Source organism: Sphingobium cupriresistens (assembly GCF_004152865.1).
GTDB classification, from domain to species: domain Bacteria; phylum Pseudomonadota; class Alphaproteobacteria; order Sphingomonadales; family Sphingomonadaceae; genus Sphingobium; species Sphingobium cupriresistens.
This window is the reverse complement of record NZ_SEOO01000001.1, coordinates 239,989-259,024: the sequence shown is the minus strand read 5'-3', so window position 1 is coordinate 259,024 and position 19,036 is coordinate 239,989. Positions and strand designations below refer to the sequence as shown.

At 63.1% G+C, this 19,036-nt stretch carries 19 protein-coding genes, 1 tRNA gene and 1 pseudogene; 9 read left to right on the top strand and 12 right to left on the bottom strand.

Annotated elements, in window-relative coordinates; all coding sequences use genetic code 11:
- Window positions 1–450, top strand: a pseudogene (istB, locus tag EWH12_RS01280) (IS21-like element ISSsp5 family helper ATPase IstB); the annotation flags it as partial.
- Between the two features lie 43 nt (window positions 451–493).
- Here istB and EWH12_RS22590 read toward each other — a convergent pair.
- The 5 genes from EWH12_RS22590 to EWH12_RS01255 form a co-directional block, all read right to left on the bottom strand.
- Window positions 494–766, bottom strand: a complete 273-nt coding sequence (locus tag EWH12_RS22590) for a helix-turn-helix domain-containing protein (protein WP_242495916.1) — start codon at window positions 764–766, stop codon at window positions 494–496.
- Window positions 767–929: 163 nt separating this feature from the next.
- Entirely contained in the window at window positions 930–1,790 is an 861-nt protein-coding gene (locus EWH12_RS01270) for a hypothetical protein (protein ID WP_129925437.1), read from the bottom strand.
- Window positions 1,759–3,009: a tyrosine-type recombinase/integrase gene (locus EWH12_RS01265; RefSeq protein WP_129925436.1), complete on the bottom strand. Its 1,251-nt coding sequence runs from the start codon at window positions 3,007–3,009 to the stop codon at window positions 1,759–1,761. Before EWH12_RS01265 ends, EWH12_RS01270 begins: the two co-directional genes overlap by 32 nt.
- Before the next feature lie 164 nt (window positions 3,010–3,173).
- Window positions 3,174–3,250 (bottom strand) — tRNA-Met (locus tag EWH12_RS01260).
- Between the two features lie 95 nt (window positions 3,251–3,345).
- Complete coding sequence (locus EWH12_RS01255) at window positions 3,346–4,194, bottom strand: alpha/beta hydrolase (RefSeq protein ID WP_129925435.1); 849 nt, start codon at window positions 4,192–4,194, stop codon at window positions 3,346–3,348.
- Window positions 4,195–4,414: 220 nt separating this feature from the next.
- On the opposite strand from EWH12_RS01255, the gene EWH12_RS01250 reads away from it, so the two are divergent.
- The 4 genes from EWH12_RS01250 (at window position 4,415) to EWH12_RS01235 (ending at window position 8,541) form a co-directional block, all read left to right on the top strand.
- Complete coding sequence (locus EWH12_RS01250) at window positions 4,415–5,824, top strand: circularly permuted type 2 ATP-grasp protein (protein ID WP_066601093.1); 1,410 nt, start codon at window positions 4,415–4,417, stop codon at window positions 5,822–5,824.
- Window positions 5,825–5,873: 49 nt separating this feature from the next.
- Window positions 5,874–6,806 carry an alpha-E domain-containing protein gene (locus EWH12_RS01245; protein ID WP_066601090.1) on the top strand — a complete coding sequence of 311 codons (933 nt, stop codon included), beginning with the start codon at window positions 5,874–5,876 and terminating at the stop codon, window positions 6,804–6,806.
- Window positions 6,807–6,851: 45 nt separating this feature from the next.
- A complete protein-coding gene (locus EWH12_RS01240) occupies window positions 6,852–7,724 on the top strand; it encodes a transglutaminase family protein (protein ID WP_066601088.1) in 873 nt (290 codons plus the stop codon).
- A gap of 79 nt (window positions 7,725–7,803) precedes the next feature.
- Entirely contained in the window at window positions 7,804–8,541 is a 738-nt protein-coding gene (locus EWH12_RS01235; RefSeq protein WP_066601087.1) for a proteasome-type protease, read from the top strand.
- Window positions 8,542–8,666: 125 nt separating this feature from the next.
- Here the strand turns inward: EWH12_RS01235 and EWH12_RS01230 are convergent, their stop codons facing one another.
- Window positions 8,667–9,185, bottom strand: coding sequence for a 2'-5' RNA ligase family protein (locus tag EWH12_RS01230; protein WP_129925434.1), 519 nt, complete (start codon window positions 9,183–9,185; stop codon window positions 8,667–8,669).
- A gap of 87 nt (window positions 9,186–9,272) precedes the next feature.
- Here EWH12_RS01230 and EWH12_RS01225 point away from each other — a divergent pair, with 87 nt between their 5' ends.
- Entirely contained in the window at window positions 9,273–9,695 is a 423-nt protein-coding gene (locus EWH12_RS01225) for a sugar transporter (RefSeq protein WP_129925433.1), read from the top strand.
- 14 nt (window positions 9,696–9,709) lie between these two features.
- Here the strand turns inward: EWH12_RS01225 and EWH12_RS01220 are convergent, their stop codons facing one another.
- From EWH12_RS01220 to EWH12_RS01205, 4 genes are all read right to left on the bottom strand, one after another.
- Window positions 9,710–10,081 carry a hypothetical protein gene (locus tag EWH12_RS01220; RefSeq protein WP_129925432.1) on the bottom strand — a complete coding sequence of 124 codons (372 nt, stop codon included), beginning with the start codon at window positions 10,079–10,081 and terminating at the stop codon, window positions 9,710–9,712.
- The gene (gene mltG / locus EWH12_RS01215; protein ID WP_066601083.1) at window positions 10,078–11,073 is read right to left on the bottom strand and encodes an endolytic transglycosylase MltG; all 996 of its coding nucleotides are present in this window, start codon (window positions 11,071–11,073) and stop codon (window positions 10,078–10,080) included. The genes EWH12_RS01220 and mltG overlap by 4 nt, the downstream gene beginning before the upstream one ends.
- A 22-nt stretch (window positions 11,074–11,095) precedes the next feature.
- Window positions 11,096–12,355, bottom strand: coding sequence for a beta-ketoacyl-ACP synthase II (fabF, locus tag EWH12_RS01210; protein ID WP_066601081.1), 1,260 nt, complete (start codon window positions 12,353–12,355; stop codon window positions 11,096–11,098).
- 179 nt (window positions 12,356–12,534) lie between these two features.
- Window positions 12,535–12,768, bottom strand: a complete 234-nt coding sequence (locus tag EWH12_RS01205) for an acyl carrier protein (protein ID WP_007689016.1) — start codon at window positions 12,766–12,768, stop codon at window positions 12,535–12,537.
- A 503-nt stretch (window positions 12,769–13,271) separates the two neighbouring features.
- Between EWH12_RS01205 and EWH12_RS01200 the strand changes: the two genes are divergently transcribed.
- Window positions 13,272–14,165 (top strand): phosphatase PAP2 family protein, encoded by an 894-nt coding sequence (locus tag EWH12_RS01200; RefSeq protein ID WP_165363554.1) that lies wholly within the window; start codon window positions 13,272–13,274, stop codon window positions 14,163–14,165.
- A 3-nt stretch (window positions 14,166–14,168) separates the two neighbouring features.
- On the opposite strand, the gene fabG is transcribed toward EWH12_RS01200, so the two are convergent.
- Complete coding sequence (fabG, locus tag EWH12_RS01195; RefSeq protein WP_066601078.1) at window positions 14,169–14,909, bottom strand: 3-oxoacyl-[acyl-carrier-protein] reductase; 741 nt, start codon at window positions 14,907–14,909, stop codon at window positions 14,169–14,171.
- Between the two features lie 19 nt (window positions 14,910–14,928).
- Complete coding sequence (gene fabD / locus EWH12_RS01190) at window positions 14,929–15,864, bottom strand: ACP S-malonyltransferase (protein WP_129925431.1); 936 nt, start codon at window positions 15,862–15,864, stop codon at window positions 14,929–14,931.
- 182 nt (window positions 15,865–16,046) lie between these two features.
- On the opposite strand from fabD, the gene EWH12_RS01185 reads away from it, so the two are divergent.
- Both EWH12_RS01185 and EWH12_RS01180 read left to right on the top strand, forming a co-directional pair.
- On the top strand, window positions 16,047–17,510 hold the full coding sequence (locus EWH12_RS01185; RefSeq protein ID WP_129925430.1) for an efflux transporter outer membrane subunit: 1,464 nt from the start codon (window positions 16,047–16,049) through the stop codon (window positions 17,508–17,510).
- Window positions 17,500–19,032, top strand: a complete 1,533-nt coding sequence (locus EWH12_RS01180; protein ID WP_129925429.1) for an efflux RND transporter periplasmic adaptor subunit — start codon at window positions 17,500–17,502, stop codon at window positions 19,030–19,032. Before EWH12_RS01185 ends, EWH12_RS01180 begins: the two co-directional genes overlap by 11 nt.
- Window positions 19,033–19,036 lie beyond the last annotated feature (4 nt).

Genomic DNA, 19,036 nt, shown 5'->3' with positions numbered 1-19,036 from the left:
ATCGCTCTGGGGCCATCAGGCACCGGAAAGACGCATGTAGCGTTGGGGCTCGGACTGGCAGCATGCCAGAAAGGATTGTCGGTGGGCTTCACCACCGCGGCAGCGCTGGTCAGCGAAATGATGGAGGCCCGCGACGAGCGCCGTCTTCTGCGCTTCCAGAAGCAGATGGCCGGATACAAGCTGCTCATCATCGACGAACTGGGCTTTGTGCCGCTCTCCAAGACCGGCGCGGAACTGCTGTTCGAGCTGATCTCCCAGCGTTACGAACGCGGCTCCACCTTCATCACCAGCAACCTGCCCTTCGACGAATGGACCGAAACCTTCGGATCTGAGCGTCTCACAGGCGCGCTCCTCGATCGCCTGACCCATCACGTCAGCATCCTCGAGATGAACGGCGAAAGCTATCGCCTCGCGCACAGCCGGGCCCGCAAGGCCAAAACCAGACCCTGAAAATTACACCAATGCCGGGGGGAGTGGCCCTCGGGCTACGCCCTCACGCCACTCCCCCCGGCATGTAACACGATGGCCTGGTTTTACGCCGCCGAATGGCCGACTTTTGCTCCGCCGTTGACACACACCCGATTTTACACCACATTGACGGACGCGACCATTGCGCCAGACGCCGGATGGACTCAGTGGTCAGCAGGGTGCGCCTGCCGATCTTGATGGCTTGCAGGCCCCCTGATTTTATGAGGGCGTAAACTGACGATCTTCCGACGCCGAGCGCCTTGGCGGTATCATTGATGGATATGGCTATGGGTTCCATGTGCGTCTCCTTGCTTGCCGACTCGCGGCGAGAGACATGCCAAGTTGCACAGGTTCGCAGATACGTGGATCGGCGCTCAAAATCCCAGAAATCAGCCAGTTCCATGGCTTCACCGGCAAAAGGCAAAGGCCGACACCAGCTAATTTCCGTCATTCATCGGTAATCAGCGCCGTGCATTGGCACGACGATTTTTCTCGATCACGTTGAGAACGTCCTTGGCGTAAAGCATCAATTGCGTTTCGCTGGGTGCATCCTGACGCTTCGATCCATACCAAGCTTCCAACAGGTTCTTGATCTTCGTCTGATTGCCGCGCTTTGGCACCTCCATAGCGCGGATGTCGGGATGCTCGATCAACGACATAATCGCGTCGGTGTAGTCGTAGGTTTTGTTCGTTCCTGAACGATTCGGTTCGGCTTTGGCTTGCGCGATCAAAGCGGCAACATCGGCCTCCAAGAAAAGCTCACGGGAAAACCAAAGGCCCACCGGGTTGAGAAACATATCCCGTAATGGCCGCTCCTTGGACACGAGCGCCGCGCGAAGGCTACCGAAGAAATAGCGTTCATCAATTTGCCGTTCCCCTCCATTCTTCATTCGGAAAAAAGAACGAGGGGTCGTTTCCTGTTGAAGCACAGCAAACAGGCGTTCCAGATTACGAACAGCACGGTCGTCGGGGTTGGCATAAACCGCTTTTTGCGGCTTTCGCGCGGTCATGCCGCCATATTGGAGAATTCTCCAACGGCAAAGAACCCCAAGCAAGAGACAAAAAGGGATCAGACCGATGATCGCGACAACCTCGCCGCCCTCAACACCGGCAAGGGTAAAGCCTATTCCCGGAAGCAGGGTTATGACAGTGGCGAACAAGGTGGCCGTGAAGGCGGACCATAGGCGCATATATCGCCAGTAGACGCGACGATAGACATCCGCCGTGATGCGGTCGAGTTCGTCCAAGCCTTCCCGTTCATTCGTGTTAATGAACCGTGCCGCGATAATTCTAAGAGGAAGAAGTTCCTTCTGATGGTCCATGATACTCTCCCGCGAGATGGAAATTGACGTTACCTCCATCCCGTAACCCGTCCAGATAGTCGCTCCACCATTGCGCCATCTCGACACGCTCGCGCCAATAGGCCGACTGGTTATAAATGCGGCGGATTTCACCGGACACCATGTGTGCCAATGCCCGCTCAATGGCATCGGGATTCCACTTGCCGGATTCGTTTAGCAGAGAGGATGCGGATGTGCGGAAGCCGTGGGCGGTCATTTGGTCGCCGGAATAGCCCATACGGCGCAACGCGGCGGTGACGGTGTTTTCGGAGATCGGGCGCGCTCGCGTCCGAACAGAAGGGAACACATATTTTCCCTTCCCGGTGAGCGTGCGCATACTTCCGAGAATCTCCAGCGCCTGCCGCGACAACGGCACCGCGTGGGGTTGCCGCATTTTCATCTTTTCAGGCGGAAGCGTCCAAATCGCCTTCTCGAAATTGATCTCTGCCCATTCCATCTGTCGCAGTTCACCGGGACGCTGAAACAGGTGCGGGGTCAGTTTCAAGGCATACATGACGGCAGGATCGCCCTGATAATCCTCGATTGCCCTGAGCAACGCGCCAAACTCGACCGGATCGGTGATCGCTGCAAAATGCTTTGCCCTTGGCTGGATGAGCGCGCCCAACAATAGTTGTGCGGGATCGCGCTCGGCCCGCGCCGTGGCAGCAGCATATCGGAAAACGCGGCTGGAGAAAGAACGCAGCCGCTTGGCGGTTTCATAGCGGCCCCGCCGTTCGTGATGTTTGATCTCATACAGCAATTCAGCAGGGCTGATTTCAGCGACCGGCCTGCGTCCAAACTCATCGCCAAGCAACTTTATAAGCCAGCGATATTTTTCCAATGTGCGCGGCGATACGCCTTCTTTTTCCCGCTTGGCAATCAACTCCTCAGCCACTTTGGCGAAGCTGTTTTCCGCCCGCATACTCGCCTCAATCCGAGCTTGACGCTTGGCAAAGTTGGGATCGACCGAATGGGCCAGTTGCCTTCGGGCCGCATCACGCGCCGAACGCGCCTCGGCCAGCGTGATTTCAGGATAAGACCCCAGTGCGAGTTTCCGCTCCACGCCGTTGATTCGATATTTGACGCGCCAGAGTTTGCTGCCTCTCGGATTGACCAGCAGATACAAGCCCTGCGAATCTGAGACTTTATAGGGCTTTTCCTTGGGCTTGGCGTTGCGGATTGCGGTGTCGGTTAGTGCCATTGGGGGCCTCGCTTCCGTGGGGCCTCTCAAAGCCCCCCGATTAGGCCCCCATCTTCCACAATTGCAGGCAGACAAAGGCGGTCGCTGACAACCAGCGATTGCCCATAAACTAACGGAAATCAGGGATTTTTTCAACCTTTGGCGACCTTCGCCAAACAGGTTATTGGTAGCGGAGGAGGGACTTGAACCCCCGACACGCGGATTATGATTCCGCTGCTCTAACCAGCTGAGCTACTCCGCCCCAATGGGCTCCGTCAGGGCCGTGCCCTGCGGTGAGGCGGCGCTATACGCAGCGAGGACGGGTCGGTCAACGGGGTTTGCGCAAATCTTGTGCGATCATTTCCGCCGGATGTCCCACCCGGCGGGCAAGGCCGCAGGATAGCGGCCCAAAGCGCCCGAATCCACGGCCTCCACCGCTTCACTGACCAGTGGGGCGATGCGTGTCATGTCGGGATTATGGCCCGCGCCCGGCGCGATCAGCCAGTCGGTGGGGGATCGGGCGGCGGCGAACAGCGCGGCGGCCTGGCCCATGTCCACCCGGTCGTCCGCGGTGCCGTGCATCATCACCAGCGGCGCGCCGATCTTGGTCGCCGCGTCCAGATTGTTCCACTTGTCGGGCAACAGCGCGCCCACGCCCGCCGGCGCGGATTCGGTCAGCTTGTCGAAGGTTGAAAGGGTGACGACGCCCGCGACCGGCACCGTCGCCGCCACATGCAGCGCCACCGCGCCGCCCAGCGAATGGCCGACCAGGAAAATGTGTGCGTTCGAACCCACCAACTGGCGAGCGCGATCGACATAGGCGCGACCGTCGGTCATCAGCCCGGCCTGGGTCGGGCTGCCCGGATTGCCGCCAAAGCCGCGATAGGACACCACGATGACATGGTCGCCCCGGCCGATCAGATGTTCGGCATAGCGCGCCGCAACGCCCTGGTTCGATCCCCGGCCGTGGAAGAAGAGAATGACGTCGCGATCCATCGGGTCGCCCGGCCAGTAATAGCCGGTCAGGGCAAGCCCGTCCGCCGTCCGCACCGGCAGCGACTGGGGCCGGACATGGGTCCATCGCGCGATGTCTATCTGCGTCTCATCCGCCTTGTAGATATGTTCGCGCACCGCGCTGGCGCAGCCGGTCAGGGTCAGCGTCGCAGCAATCGCCCATGATGCCGTGGTTCGGCTGAAATGGCTCATCCTTGCTTTTCTTCCACTTTAATCTTCCCTTTGGGAACGGATGCGCGAAGCCGTGGATGGTCGAGCGCAGAAACGAAACTCGGCCCGTTTTCCACTATATATCATGAACGCGCCGGCAACCTTTTGCTCGCTCGCCATTTTTGCCTTGCAATCGCCACAGGGCGGCGCACTAATATTGCAATGCACAACCGGCCCTGTCGGCCGAGGGAGGAACGTCCAATTGCCCTTCCATGAAATGTTTGAGCCGGATGGTTCGATACGCCCCTGTTATGACGAAGTGCAGAAATGGGTAGAGCGAACGGGCATTGCCGGACTCAATCGCCGCATGGATGAGGCCGAGGCGATATTTCGCCGCATCGGCATCACCTTCGCCGTCTATGGCGAGGGCGGCGATCCCGAACGGCTGATCCCCTTCGACCTGTTGCCGCGCATCTTCACCGCGAACGAATGGCGCGTGCTGGACAAGGGCATCCGCCAGCGGGCGCGGGCGCTGAACGCCTTCCTGCACGACGTCTATCATCGCGGTGAAATCGTGAAGGCCGGCATCATGCCCGCCGACATCATCTACAAGAACAGCGCCTATCTCGCCGAAATGGCCGACTTCACCCCGCCGGGGAAGGTCTATAGCCATATCGTGGGCATCGACATCGTGCGCACCGGGCCGGGCAGTTTCGAAGTGCTGGAGGATAATTGCCGCACCCCATCAGGCGTGTCCTACATGCTCGAAAATCGCGAGATCATGACGCGGATGTTCCCCGAACTGTTCGCGCAGGGGATCGTCGCGCCGGTGGACGATTATCCCGCCGAATTGCTCAAAAGCCTGAAGGAAGTCGCGCCGCCAGCGTGCAAGGGCGATCCGGTCGTCGTCGTGCTGACCCCCGGTTCGCTCAACAGCGCTTATTATGAGCATAGCTTCCTGGCCGACCTGATGGGCGTCGAACTGGTGGAGCCGGCCGACCTGTTCGTTGACGAAGACCGGGTGTGGATGAAGACCACGCTGGGGCCAAAAGCGGTAGACGTCATCTATCGCCGCATCGACGACGAATATCTCGATCCTTTGGTGTTCCGCCCCGACAGTCTGCTGGGCGTGCCGGGCATCTTCAACGTCTATCGCAACGGCGGCGTCACGCTGGCCTCGGCGCCGGGCGCGGGGATCGCCGACGACAAGGCGGTCTATATCTACGTGCCGGAAATGATCCGCTTCTACCTGGGCGAAAAGCCGATCCTGGACAATATCCAGACCTGGCAGTGCGGCAAGCCCGACGAGATGGCCTATGTGCTGGAGAATCTGCACGAACTGGTGGGCAAGGAAGTCCATGGATCGGGCGGATATGGCATGTTGATCGGCCCCAAATCGACCAAGGACGAAGTGGCCGCCTATGCTGCGCGGATCAAGGCCAATCCGGGCGAGTTCATCGCCCAGCCCACACTCGACCTGTCGACCGTGCCGACGCTCGGTCCCGCGGCGGTCGTCGGCCGCCACGCCGATTTCCGCCCCTATTGCCTGGTCGGCAAGCAGCTTCGCCTTGTTCCCGGCGGCCTCACCCGCGTCGCGCTGACCGAAGGATCGCTGGTGGTCAATTCCAGCCAGGGCGGCGGGGTGAAAGATACCTGGGTGTTGCAGGATTGATGATGGCGATATTCTTCACCAGTCCCACACAAAGACAGGGCATCACCCCATGCTGAGCCGGACCGCCGAAAATCTCTTCTGGATGGCGCGCTATATGGAGCGGGCGGAGGCCACCGCGCGGCTGCTGACCATGGGACAGCGCATGGCGATCCTCCCCGGCGCGCATCATCGCGACGAATGGCGCTCGGTCGTCCGCGCGACCGGGGCGGAGCATCGCTTCCCCGAAGGCACGATCGTCACCGAAAGCGACGCCGTCTCCTTCCTGATGCTGGACGCAGACAATCCCAGTTCGATCCGTTCCTGTCTGCTCAAGGCGCGCGCCAACGCCAAGTCCGCCCGAACCATGTTGACGCAGGATATGTGGGAAGCGCTCAACGATGGCTGGCGCAAGCTGGACAGCTATGATGTCGGCGAAGCGCGGCAGCAACTGCCCACGCTGATCGACTGGGTCAAGACCCGCGTCATGACCTTCCGCGGCGCAGCCCATTCGGGCCAGTTGCGTAACGAGGGGCACGACTTCCTGCGCTGCGGCTCCGCGCTGGAGCGGGCGCAAATGACGCTGCGCCTGCTGGACGTCAAATATTATGTCCTGCTGCCCGAAACCGAAGTGATCGGCGGCAATCGCGACCATTATCAATGGACTTCGGTACTGCACGCCCTGTCGGGCAGCCGCGCCTATCATCATGTCTATGGCGGCACCTACACGCCCTGGCAGATCACCGATTTCCTGATGCTCAACCGCATGTTCCCGCGCAGCGTCGCCTATTGCTACGACCAACTGGCCTATCGGCTCAATCGCTTGGCGGGCTGGCACAACGCGCGCGCCGCCTGCCACGATACGGTGCAGGACATGGTCGTTGCGCTGGAGAAGTTGGACAGCGGCGAAATCTTCCGCTTCGGCCTGCACGAAACGGTGCAACACGGCCTGTCGATGACGAACCGGCTGGGCGGGGAAATCGCCCAAGCCTATCATTTCGGCTGATCGGGGAAGGGACGGCCGGGGCGCATACTGGGTAAGGGGGACTTCATGAAATTGCTCGTTCGCCACCAGACCGTCTATCGCTACGCCGCGACCGCTGGCCGTGTGGCGATGCGGCTGAAGCTGATGCCGGTCGATACGCCCGCGCAGACCGTGCTCGACTGGCAGGTCAGCATCAATGACGCGCCGCTCACCAACTTCCGGCGCAACAGCTATGGCGAAATGGAGACGATCTGGATCCGCCATGATCGGCTCGACCATGCGGTCATCGTGGCGGAGGGGCTGGTCGACACGCGCGAAAGCCATGGCGTCGTCGGTTCTCCCGATAGCCGCGTCGACCTGCGCTATTTCCTGCGCGATACGCCGCTCACCCAAGCATCGGACGGCATCGCCGCCATGGCCCGCGCGGCGCCGACCGGCGAAAGCCCGCTGGCGCAGCTCCACGCGCTCTCCGCAGCGGTCAGCGATGCGGTGCAGTATCGGTCCGGCGTCACCACCTCCGCCACCACCGCAGCGCAGGCCTTCGCGCTCGGCGCAGGCGTGTGTCAGGACCATGCCCATATTTTCATCGCCGCCGCCCGCGCGATCGGCCGACCCGCCCGCTATGTGTCGGGCTATCTCCTCGCCGGCGACGGCAGCGCGCTGCACGAAACCCATGGCTGGGCCGAAGCCCATGTGCCGGGCCTGGGCTGGATCGGATTTGACCCTTCCAACCGGGTGTGCGTCACCGAACGCTATCTCCGCCTCGCCAGCGGTCTGGACGCCGATGACGCCGCGCCGATCCGTGGCTCCGTCACGGTCGCGGGCGATATCTGGATTGACGCGGACGTCCGTATCGCGCAGGCGGAGGACGGCGTCGAGGAACGACAGCTGCAACGGCAGCAACAACAAAGCGTCCCGCCGCCCGAACAGACGGGTTAATCGACGCGATCGCAGGTCATATGGTGCATCCGATGATGGGGCGAATCGCGACAGACAGAACACAGGGGGCCAGCGGGCCGTGACTTATTGTGTGGCCGTGCGCGTCGATCAGGGACTGGTCATGCTGTCCGACACCCGCACCAATGCGGGCATGGACAATATCGCGCGCTTCCGGAAGAGCTTCACCTATCATGTGCCGGGCGAACGCGCGATCACGCTGATGTGTTCGGGCAATCTGTCGATTACCCAGGGGGTGAAGGCGACGCTGAGCAAGGCGATCAAGGAATCGAAGCTCGACCCCGACGTCGAAACGATCCTGAATTGCGACACCATGCACCGCGCGGCGCAGATCGTGGGCGACGCGATGCAGAAGATGCAACAGCGCTATCGCGAGAATATCGAGATGGGTGGATCGGGTTCGGGCGCATCGATCATGATCGCGGGCCAGCGCAAGGGCGGCAAGCCGCGCCTCTACCTCATCTATTCCGCCGGCAATTTCATCGAAGCAACCGAAGACACGCCCTTCTTCCAGATCGGTGAGCATAAATATGGCAAGCCCATCCTGGATCGCATCATCCAGCGCGAAACCACGCTGGAGGATGCGACCAAGGCGGTGCTGGTGTCGATGGATTCGACGCTGCGCTCCAACCTCTCGGTCGGGATGCCGCTCGACCTGACGGTGATTGCGACGGATGCGTTCGACTTCCGCGTCCGCACCCGCATCGAGGCGGATAATGAGGAGTTCGCGATGATCTCCCAAAGCTGGAGCGCCGCGCTGCGCAAGGGCTTCGAGGATCTGCCCAACGTATTGGATTGAGAGACAGGGATGTGTTGCCACCTCCCTAACCTCCTCCCGCCAGCGGGATGGAAACATGTCTCCCCTGGTCGTCGATAGTAATTCCTCAAAAGGCCTGACGGGAGATGTCGCCCTATCGAGGGTCGCTACCCCCTGAACATCGCCTTCATCGCCAAATCCCACGGCCCGCCGCGATAATGCCAGGCTGCGAGGCCGGCGATGGTGAAGGGGCGCGGGCGGAAATCCGCCGCCAACTGCGTCGCCAGCGCTTTCGCCACGTCCGGCTTGACCTTGTTCTGGACCGTGACGTGGAGGCGCGGGCGGGCCTGGTCCTGCGGCGTCAGCAGGCCGGTGAAGGCGTCGGCCAATTCGTCGCGCATCGCCATCAGGCCGGGACTGTCGATGCGATAGGCGACCCCCTGCCCCAGCGCCATGACGGCGGCGAGCGTCGCGGCGGGGGCCGGACCGCGGCACAGCCCTTTCAGCCGATCCGCCAGTTCTGGCAGCAACGAGGGCGGCAGATGGTGGAACAGTGTGACATGCGCCGACAGCAAGTTGCGCTGCGGCGGGAAATGGGCGCGGCGCAGCCCGTCCGCCCAGGCGAAGTCGGCCGCGCCCATCAGCGCGGTGACGATGATCGGGGCGCTATGTTCCGCTATCGTCATGTGTCTTCCTGTCCGCCGCGATCGGGTGTATCATTGGCCCCTAGCGTCCTGCACGGCGCAGCGGCGCGAGGCAAGGAGGGGGACATCATGGCCACGTCGCGCAGCGTCACGATCATCGGCATCATCCTGTTGCTATGGGGGCTGATGGGCATAACCGCCTTCACCATGCAATATACAATGGACCTTGATGCGCTGGCGCGGACCGACCCGGCGGGCGCGCGCGCCTTTGCGCTGATGCCTGCCTGGGTCTGGATCGTCTATGCCATCGCCGTGGCGACCGGCACGCTGGGCGCGATCGCGCTGCTGCTGCGCAAGGCGATTGCAGCGTTTCTGTTCCTGATCTCGCTGGTCTGCGTGATTGCGCAGTTCGGATATACGTTTCTCGGCACGAACCTGCTGGCGGAAAAGGGCTGGGCGGTCACCATCCCCTTCCCCGCCCTGATCTTCGCCGTCGCTTTGTTCGCATGGCTCTATGCCCGGTCGCTGGTGGCGAAGGGCATATTGCGCTGAGTTAAGCCGCCGGATCAGCGCGCGTTGCCGCTCATCGCCTTCAGGGCTTCCCCTGCCGCGCTGATCTGACCGCCGCGCCGCTGCAGTTCGCCGCCACATTGGACGAGCAGTTCCTTGGTCAGGCGTTCGTCGATATCGATCGCCTCGCGCTTCATCAGTCTTGCAAGATCGATATCCGGCTCCGCGCCGAAAATCTGACCGGCGAAGAAGAGCGAACCCATCAGGCCGGACATTTTCAGCGTCGCATCCTCGCTCGACGCCAGCGAGGCCACCGCGATCAGGCAGCGCGCGGAATGACGGATCGCCGGATCATGGGTTTGGGCGTCGGCGTTGAACGGCAGCAACGCCGCGGCGAGCGGCCATAAATGCTGGTATAGCGCTCTCACAATTCCCCGCGCGCCCTGCGAATCTCGAACCATTTACGCACATTTTCATTATGCTGCTGGTAGGTGTCGGCGAAGATGTGGCCGCCCTTGCCGTCGGCGACGAAATAGAGCGCCTTGGTCTGCGCCGGGTGCAGCACCGCCAGGATCGACAGCCGCCCCGGATTGGCGATCGGCCCCTTGGGCAGGCCGACCATGGCATAGGTGTTGTAATCGTTGACCGCCGCGATTTCCGACTTGCGGATACGGCGGCCGAGCGGCTTGCCGCGGGTGATGGGGTAGATGATCGTCGGGTCGGCCTGTAGCATCATATTGGTGCGCAGCCGGTTACCATAGACGCCCGCGACCATTGGCCGTTCGGACGGAACGCCGGTTTCCTTTTCGACGATACTGGCCAGAATGATCGCTTCCCTGGGCGATTTGGCGACGGTTTCGGGCGCGCGTTCGGCCCAAAGCTGGGCCAGCGCCTTGTCCATCGCCGCCTGCATCCGCTTGAGCACGGCGGCGCGCGACTCGCCTTTGTCAAAGGCGTAGCTGTCGGGCAGCACGCTGCCCTCCTCCGGCACCGGGATGCTGCCGGTCAACTGGTCGTTCGCCATCAGCCGTTCATGCACCAGGAGCGAGGGCATGCCTTCGGGAATGGTGATGAGCCGGGTCAGCGTTTTGCCGCCTTGCAGGATGGACAGGATGTCGCTGTTGCTCGCGCCGGCGGGGATGACGAATTCGCCCGCCTTGATCGACTTGCCCGCGCCAAACACTTTGGCCCGCGTCAGGAAAGCGTCGGCCGAGCGCACCGCGCCGGCCCGTTTCAGCAGCACCGCCGCGTCGGACAGGGTCGCCCCTTCGGGCACGGTGATGCTGACATCCTGGACCGCTGGTCCCTGCTCGCTCCAGCCATGGACGAAGCGAAAGGCGATGAAGGCCGCGACGGCCAGGCCGATCAGCAGGACGATGCCGGCGAGGCGGCGTGCGGGATTGCCTGATCGTTTCGCCATAGCCGTCAGCCTGAGATCAAAGTCAGATCGCCTTCATGATAAGCGAAGCGTTGGTGCCGCCGAAACCAAAGGAGTTGTTCAGCACCGCGCGCACCTTGCGCTCCTTGGCGACGTGCGGGACCAGGTCCACGCCCTTGCAGCTCTCGCTCGGCTCGTCGAGGTTGAGCGTCGGTGGCACGATCCCGTCGCGCATGGCGAGGATGCAAAAGATGCTCTCCACCGCACCCGCGCCGCCCAGCAGATGGCCGATCGCCGACTTGGTGGACGACATCGACATAGTGCTGAGGTGATCGCCAAACAGCCGCTTGACCGCGCCCAGTTCCAGCTCGTCGCCCAGCGGGGTCGAGGTGCCGTGGGCGTTCACATAGTCGATGTCATCCAGGGACAGGCCCGACTTTTTGAGCGCCATCTGCATCGAGCGGAAGCCGCCGCTGCCTTCCGGGTGGGGGGCGGTGACGTGATAGGCGTCGCCCGACAGGCCGTAGCCGATCACTTCGGCATAGATTTTCGCGCCGCGCTTCCTGGCATGTTCATATTCTTCGAGCACGACCACGCCCGCGCCTTCGCCCATGACGAAGCCGTCGCGGTTGACGTCATAGGGGCGGCTGGCCTTTTCGGGCGTGTCGTTGAAATTGGTGCTGAGCGCGCGCGCCTGGGCGAAGCCGGCGATGCCGATCGGGCAGATCGCGCTTTCCGCGCCGCCCGCCAGCATCACGTCGGCATCGTCCATCGCGATCATGCGCGCAGCGTCGCCGATCGAATGGGCGCCGGTCGAACAGGCGGTGACGACCGCATGGTTCGGACCCATCAGGCCATATTTGATCGACACCTGGCCGGAGATCAGGTTGATGAGGCGGCCATGGACGAAGTGCGGGGAAACCCGGCTCGGCCCCTTATTCGCCAGCACCAGCGATTCGCTTTCGATGCCCGGCAGGCCGCCAATGCCCGAACCGATGGAGCAACCGGCGCGCAGCCGTTCTTCCTCCGACATATTGTCGAGGCCCGCGTCGCGCAGCGCCTGGCTGGCGGCGGAAATGCCGAACACGATGAACAGGTCGACCTGTCGCTGGATCTTGTGATCGACGTCCAGCCCCGGATCATAACCATATTCATGGTCCTTGGGCTTCACTTCGCAGGCGATGCGGCACTTATAGTCGGTCGGGTCGAACCGCGTGATCGTCGCCGCGCCGGATTTCGACGCGATGATGTTCTTCCAGGTGGTTTCGACATCCCCGCCCAGCGGGCTGACCATGCCAAGGCCGGTTACGACGACACGACGCATATCCTAGCTCCGAAATATCAATTTAGTCCGCACCGCCCATCCCTAACCCGTCGCAACGGACTTGTGAACGGCGCGCCAGATACGAAAAAGCTCCCCACGCCCCGGCTTGGCCGGACAGGAGGAGCCATTTCCTTGTGCGAAAAGCGGCCCGCCGCGCATGGCGCGGGCCACAAGACGCCTTACTGCTTGCTGTCGATATAGTCGATCGCGTCCTTGACGGTCGCAATCTTCTCAGCCGCATCGTCGGGGATTTCGACGCCGAATTCTTCTTCGAACGCCATCACCAGTTCCACGATATCCAGGCTGTCCGCGCCCAGATCGTCGATGAAGCTGGCATCCTCGGTCACCTTTTCGGCTTCAACGCCCAGATGCTCGACGACGATTTTCTTTACGCGATCCGCGGTCTCACTCATGAGTGGTCCTTCTTGACTGGTATCGTTGGTGGTCTGAACAACCGTTAAGGCAGCCCTAGTGCCAAGCTCCGATAGAGGCAAGAGGCTAGGTCGCCAAGCCCCCACATTGCCTGACACGACGATCCGGCAACAAAAAAGGCTCATTGCCGATCGATAGCCGTCCGTTCGCCAAGATTCAGCCGCTTATGCAAGGGGTGCGCCCTCCTTTCCAGCCCCTTGCGTCACGCGCGCGTCCCGCTGACGGCGATAATGATGCTGGGAGCGTAGGTGATCGGCCCGTTCCACCTGTTGCGCACCAATCATGGAACGATGGATTCGCTCGGCCCCCGCGATGTCCTGGTGCCCCATAGAAACGCGGGTGATATGAGGCTGGCGACGCTCGCATTAACCTTGTTTTAGCGAGAAACGCCTAGAGCCTCCTTATGGATCAGGCGCGTGTGATCACCCATCAACATTCAGACGGATGTGACGATGCAGCCTGGCTTTGCCTGGTCCTGACGATCATGATCATGGCGCCGCTGCAATTGTCCGACCCGTTCACCTGGTCGATTCCCGGTCTTCTTCCGCCGCTCGGCTTTGCCCTCTTGCTGGGCGCTCTAGCGACTTTTTACCTCCAGATTCGCACCAACGCGAAAATTTTCGCCATGGTCACCGCCCTTCAATTGATGCTGTTGTTCAGTGCGGCAGGCGCGTCCCTGTCCTATATGATCGCAGCGCGAGCAGGCCCGCTATGGGATGCCCGCCTAGCCGGATGGGACCGCGCCATGGGACTGGACTGGCTGGCCTGGATGCGATGGCTCGATTCCCATCCGTTGCTCGCCACACCGCTCAACCTTGCCTATCGCACCCTCATCCCTCAGATGATTGTCCTGATTCTCATACTGGGACTGTGCGGCAGGCTGGCGGCGTTACGGACGACCATTCAGGCCGCCATGATAGCTGGACTGGCGATCATCCTGCTATCAGGCCTGATGCCGGCGGTCGCCGCCTACGTCCATTACGGCCTTCATCCGGCCGACTATCCCCATCTTCGCCCGGCCGCCGCATTCGTCCACATGGCCGATATCACGGGACTTCGTGACGGGTCGCTGCGCCTGCTCTCCCTGGATCATATGGAAGGCATCATCACCTTCCCCAGCTATCATGGCGCGCTCGCCGTCATCTTCTGCTGGGGCTTTTCCCGTGCGACCATCATGACCGCGCGCTATGGCGGCATGATGGTCGCCACGCTTACCTTGATCGCGACGCCCGTGGACGGCGCCCATTATTTCAGCGACGTGATCGCCGGCGCCGTGATCGCGGGCCTCAGCCTGTGCGTGGCAAGCCGGACCATCCACATTCGCGTGCGACCGCGCATTCATATGAAGGTCCAAGTGAGCGTTGCGCAAAGCGCGTGACGATCAGATCATCGCCATGCCGCCATTCACATGCAGCGTCTGGCCGTTGACATAACCGGCCTCCTTGCTCGCCAGATAGACGACCGCCGCGCCGATATCGTCGCCGTCCCCCAGATCGCCGACCGGAATCTTGGTCAGGATAGCGCTCTTCTGCGCATCGTTCAGCGCGTCCGTCATGGCCGATCGGATGAAGCCGGGCGCGACGCAGTTGACGGTGATGCCGCGGCTGGCGAGTTCCTGGCCCAGCGACTTGGACATGCCGATGATGCCCGCCTTAGACGCGCAATAGTTGGACTGGCCCGGATTGCCGGTGACGCCGACGACCGAGGTGATGGAGATGATGCGGCCGAAGCGCGCCTTCATCATCGGCTTGGCGGCGGCGCGGACCAGCCGGAACGCGGCCTCCAGATTGACCTGGATCACCTGGCTCCATTCCTCATCCTTCATCCGCAGGATCAGGTTGTCGCGGGTGATGCCAGCATTGTTGACGAGGATGTCGACCCGGCCGCCCAGCGCTTCGACCGCCTGCGGCACGAGCGCGTCGACGGAGGCGGGATCGGACAGGTTGCAGACGATCGTCTTGTGATCGCCCCCTAGTTCGGCGGCGAAGGCCTTGAGCTTCTCCTCATTGCTGCCCGAAAGCGCGAGGGTCGCGCCCTGCGCGGCCAGTGCCTTGGCGATGGCGGAGCCGATGCCCCCCGATGCGCCGGTCACCAGCGCGGTCATGCCTGTTAGGTCGAACATGTCTTTATTTCCCGTCCTGTTAAAAAGCCGCCAGCGCCGCCTCGATATCGTCCATCGTCACGATGCTGCGCACGGTCGCGTCAGGCGCAATGCGCTTGACCATGGGGCCGAGCACCTTGCCACCCACTTCCACGAAGTCGGTGACGCCCGCGTCCCACATGGCGGCGATGGATTCGCGCCAGCGGACGCGGCCGGTGACCTGTTCGACCAGGCGAGCCTTGATCTCTTCGCCGTCGGCGATCGGCGCGGCCAGGACATTGGCGTAGACCGGCAGCAGCGGCGCGTTGATCGCCGCACTGGCCAAGGCTTCCGCCATCGCGTCGGCGGCGGGCTGCATCAGCGGACAGTGGAAAGGCGCCGACACGGGCAGCAGCACGCCGCGTTTGATGCCATGATCCTTGACCATGGCGATCGCCCGTTCGATCGCGCCGCGGTGGCCGGAAATCACGACCTGGCTTGGGTCATTGTCGTTGGCGACGGTGCAGACTTCGCCCTGCGCCGCGGCATCGGCCAGCGCCTGCGCCTTGTCGATGTCCGCGCCCAGCAACGCCGCCATCGCGCCCTTGCCCACTGGCACGGCCGCCTGCATCGCCTGGCCGCGCAGCTTGAGCAGGCGCGCGGTGGTGGTGATGTCGAACGCTTCGACCGCGCAGAGCGCACTATATTCGCCCAGGCTGTGGCCGGCGACATAATCGCCCTTGTCGGCTAGGGTGAAGCCACCTTCTTTCTGCATTACGCGCAGCGTGGCGATGGCGTTGGCCATGATCGCGGGCTGCGCGTTTTCGGTCAGGGTCAGGTCGCTGTCCGGCCCCTCCACCATGATGCGGAACAGATTCTGCGCCAGCGCGTCATCGACCTCCTGAAACAACTCGCGCGCCGCCGGGCTGGCATCGGCCAGCGCCTTGCCCATGCCGACGGACTGGCTGCCCTGCCCCGGAAAAAGAAATGCCCGCATCCATTATCCCCTGACCACAAAATGCGCAAAAAGCGCCCAAATTCAACCACGATACACTTTGAGACATAAATGTCATTGAGCCGTACATGCCCCTGCGGCAGTCAGGGGCCGGACGTCTCACCCCCTTTTGCGATCGGGGCAGCGTGGCCGCCCCTTTAACGACGACGGAGTGCAAGGAAAAGGTGCGATATCGCATAAGCTTGATCAGCGGTACGGCGCTGCTCCTGCCTGCGCTTTTGGCCGCCTGCGCGGCGGGGCCGGACTATCGCGCGCCGCAGGGCGCTACGCTGGGCCTGCCGGCAGCCTATAGCCAGGGCAGCGGAGCGCCGGCGAGCGACGCCGACCTTGCCAGTTGGTGGACGCGGCTGAATGATCCGACGCTCACCAGCCTGATCGACCAGGCAATCGCCAATAATCTGGACATCGTCCAGGCGCAGGCGCGGTTGCGGCAGGCGCGGGAAGCGCTGCGCCAGGCCAATGCCAGCTTCCTGCCGCAGATCAGCGGATCGGGCAGCGGCGGCAAGAATTACCGCAGCCAGGCGGGAGGCACCCGCGTCGATGACAGCGGCAACGTCATCAGCACTGGGGCGAGCAAATGGTCGAGCACCTATTCGCTGGGCGCCAATGCGAGCTGGCAGATCGACCTGTTTGGCGAACTGTCCCGCACCGCCGAAGCCGCGCGGGCGGACCTGGCCGCGTCGGGATACGACCTCGCCAATGTCCGCATGACGATCCTGTCCGAACTGGCCACCAACTATGTCCAGGCGCGGCTGGCGCAGGAACAGTTGCGGATCGCGCGCGAAAGCCAGGCGGTGCAGCAGGATAATTATAATATCGCCAACTGGCGGTTGCAGGCGGGCCTCGTCTCCTCGCTGGACGAGCAGCAGGCCAGGGCGCAACTCGCCCAGACCAAGGCGACCATTCCGCAGATCGAGGCGGGCCTGAGGGGCAGCCTGAACCGCATCGCGGTGCTGACGGGGCAAGCGCCGGGCGACGCGACCCGCGCGCTGGAAACCCCAGCCCCCATTCCCGTCGCCTCGACGCAGATCGCGATCGGAATCCCGGCCGACACGCTGCGACAGCGGCCCGATGTACGCAGCGCCGAACGGGCGCTGGCCGCCGCCACCGCGCGGATCGGCGTGGCGCAGGCGCAGCTTTACCCCTCGCTGGGCATCAGCGGCAATATCGGCACCACCTCCAATGCGTTCAGCGACCTGTTCAGCCTGATCACCGGCGGGGTGTTCGCCAATGTGGCGCAGACGATCTTCGACGGCGGGCGGCTGCAATCGCAGGTGCGGGCGCAGAAGGCCGCGACCGACGCCGCCTTCGCCGCCTATAAACAGAGCGTTCTCACCGCGCTGGAGGATGTCGAGAACGCCATGGCGCAGCTCACCAGCGCCCGCGCGCGCAAGGCGGAGTTCGCCGTCGCCTATGACGCATCGAACAACGCCGCAATCCTGGCGCGCAGCCAGTATCAGGCGGGCCTGACCGACTTCCAGACGCTGCTGACCAGCGAATCCGCCCTATTGAACGCGCGCAACAGCCTGGCTTCCGCGCAATCCGACGAGGTTCTGGCCATCGCCCAATTGTATAATGCGCTGGGCGGCGGCTGGCAGAGCATGGACAACCGCCCAAATGAGCAATGATGTGACCAAGGATCAGGATCTGGACGATTTTCTGGGCGCGAAGCCGGAAAAGCCGTGGCGCAAATGGGTGATCCGCGGCGGCATCGGTGTGGTTCTACTGGTCGCTATCCTGCTGCTCGCGCGTTGTTTCTCCGGCGGCGACAGGCCCGATTATGCGACGCGCGAAGTGCGCACCGGCGACCTGACCGTCAGCGTATCGGCCACCGGCAACCTCAAGCCCATCAACCAGGTCGATGTCGGGTCCGAGCAGTCGGGCAAGATCACCGCCGTCTATGTGGACGTCAACGATCGCGTGACCAAAGGGCAGAAGCTGGCAGAACTGGACACGCGCCGCCTCGTCGATACGATCAACCAGAATCGCGCGCAGCTCGTGTCGTCGCAGGCCAGCGTCGCGCAGGCGCAGGCGCAGGTCGCCTTGACGAAGGCCACGCTGGATCGCCAATTGAACGTCTTCACTCTGTCCGGCGGGAAGGTGCCGGCCAAGACCGAAATCGACGCCGCGCGAGCGGATTATCAATCGGCGCTGGCCACGCTGCGATCGCAGCAGGCGCAGGTGGACGTGTCGCGCGCGCAGCTTTCGACAGCGCAGACCAACCTGTCGATCGCGCAGATCGTGTCGCCGGTGAACGGCGTCGTCCTGTCGCGCGACATCGAACCGGGCCAGACCGTCGCCGCGTCGCTGAACGCGCCGGTGCTGTTCACCCTGGCCGAAGACCTAACGCAAATGGAAGTCGAGGTGTCTGTGGACGAGGCCGATGTCGGCCAGGTGAAGGAAGGCCAGAGCGCCACCTTCGCGGTGGACGCCTTCCCCGGCCGCACCTTCCCGGCGAAGGTCACGCGGGTCAATGTCGGGTCGAACAGCGCCAGCAGTTCATCCTCCTCCACGACCACCACCACGTCGACGACGGGCACGGTGGTCGCCTATACCGCCGTGCTGTCGGTCGATAATGACGACGAGACGCTGCGCCCCGGCATGACCGCGACCGCAGATATCGTGACGCAGGAGTTGCAGAACGTCCTGCTCGTCCCCAACAGCGCGCTGCGCTTCAAGCCCAGCGCCACGGCGCAGGGCGGCGGCATCACCAGCGTCCTGCCGGGTCCGGGCCGGATGCGCCGCGGCGGGGCCAAGCGCCAGGTCAATTTCGGCGCGGGTAGCAGCCAGACCGTCTATATCGTCGGCGAGGACGGCAATCCCAAGGCGCTACAGGTGACCGTGGGCGCCAGCGACGGGTCGCGCACCGCCGTCACCGGCGGCGCATTGAAGGCAGGGATGCGCGTCATCACCGGCCAACTGGCAGCCGGGCAGGAAGCGCCGGCGGAGGACCAGAAGGCCGATACGGGCGGCGACACCAAGGCGCCAGACCGCCGCCAGAGCAATCCGTCGGCCGACGGCACCCCTGCCAGCGTCGGCAAGCTGGGCAATTCAGGCGACGCCGCGCCCGAAACCGCGCCAGTCGCGCCCGCCAACGGCCAGGCCGCATCCCGGCAAGAGCGCGGCGCCGGCCGGCAGAGCGGAAACTGACGCG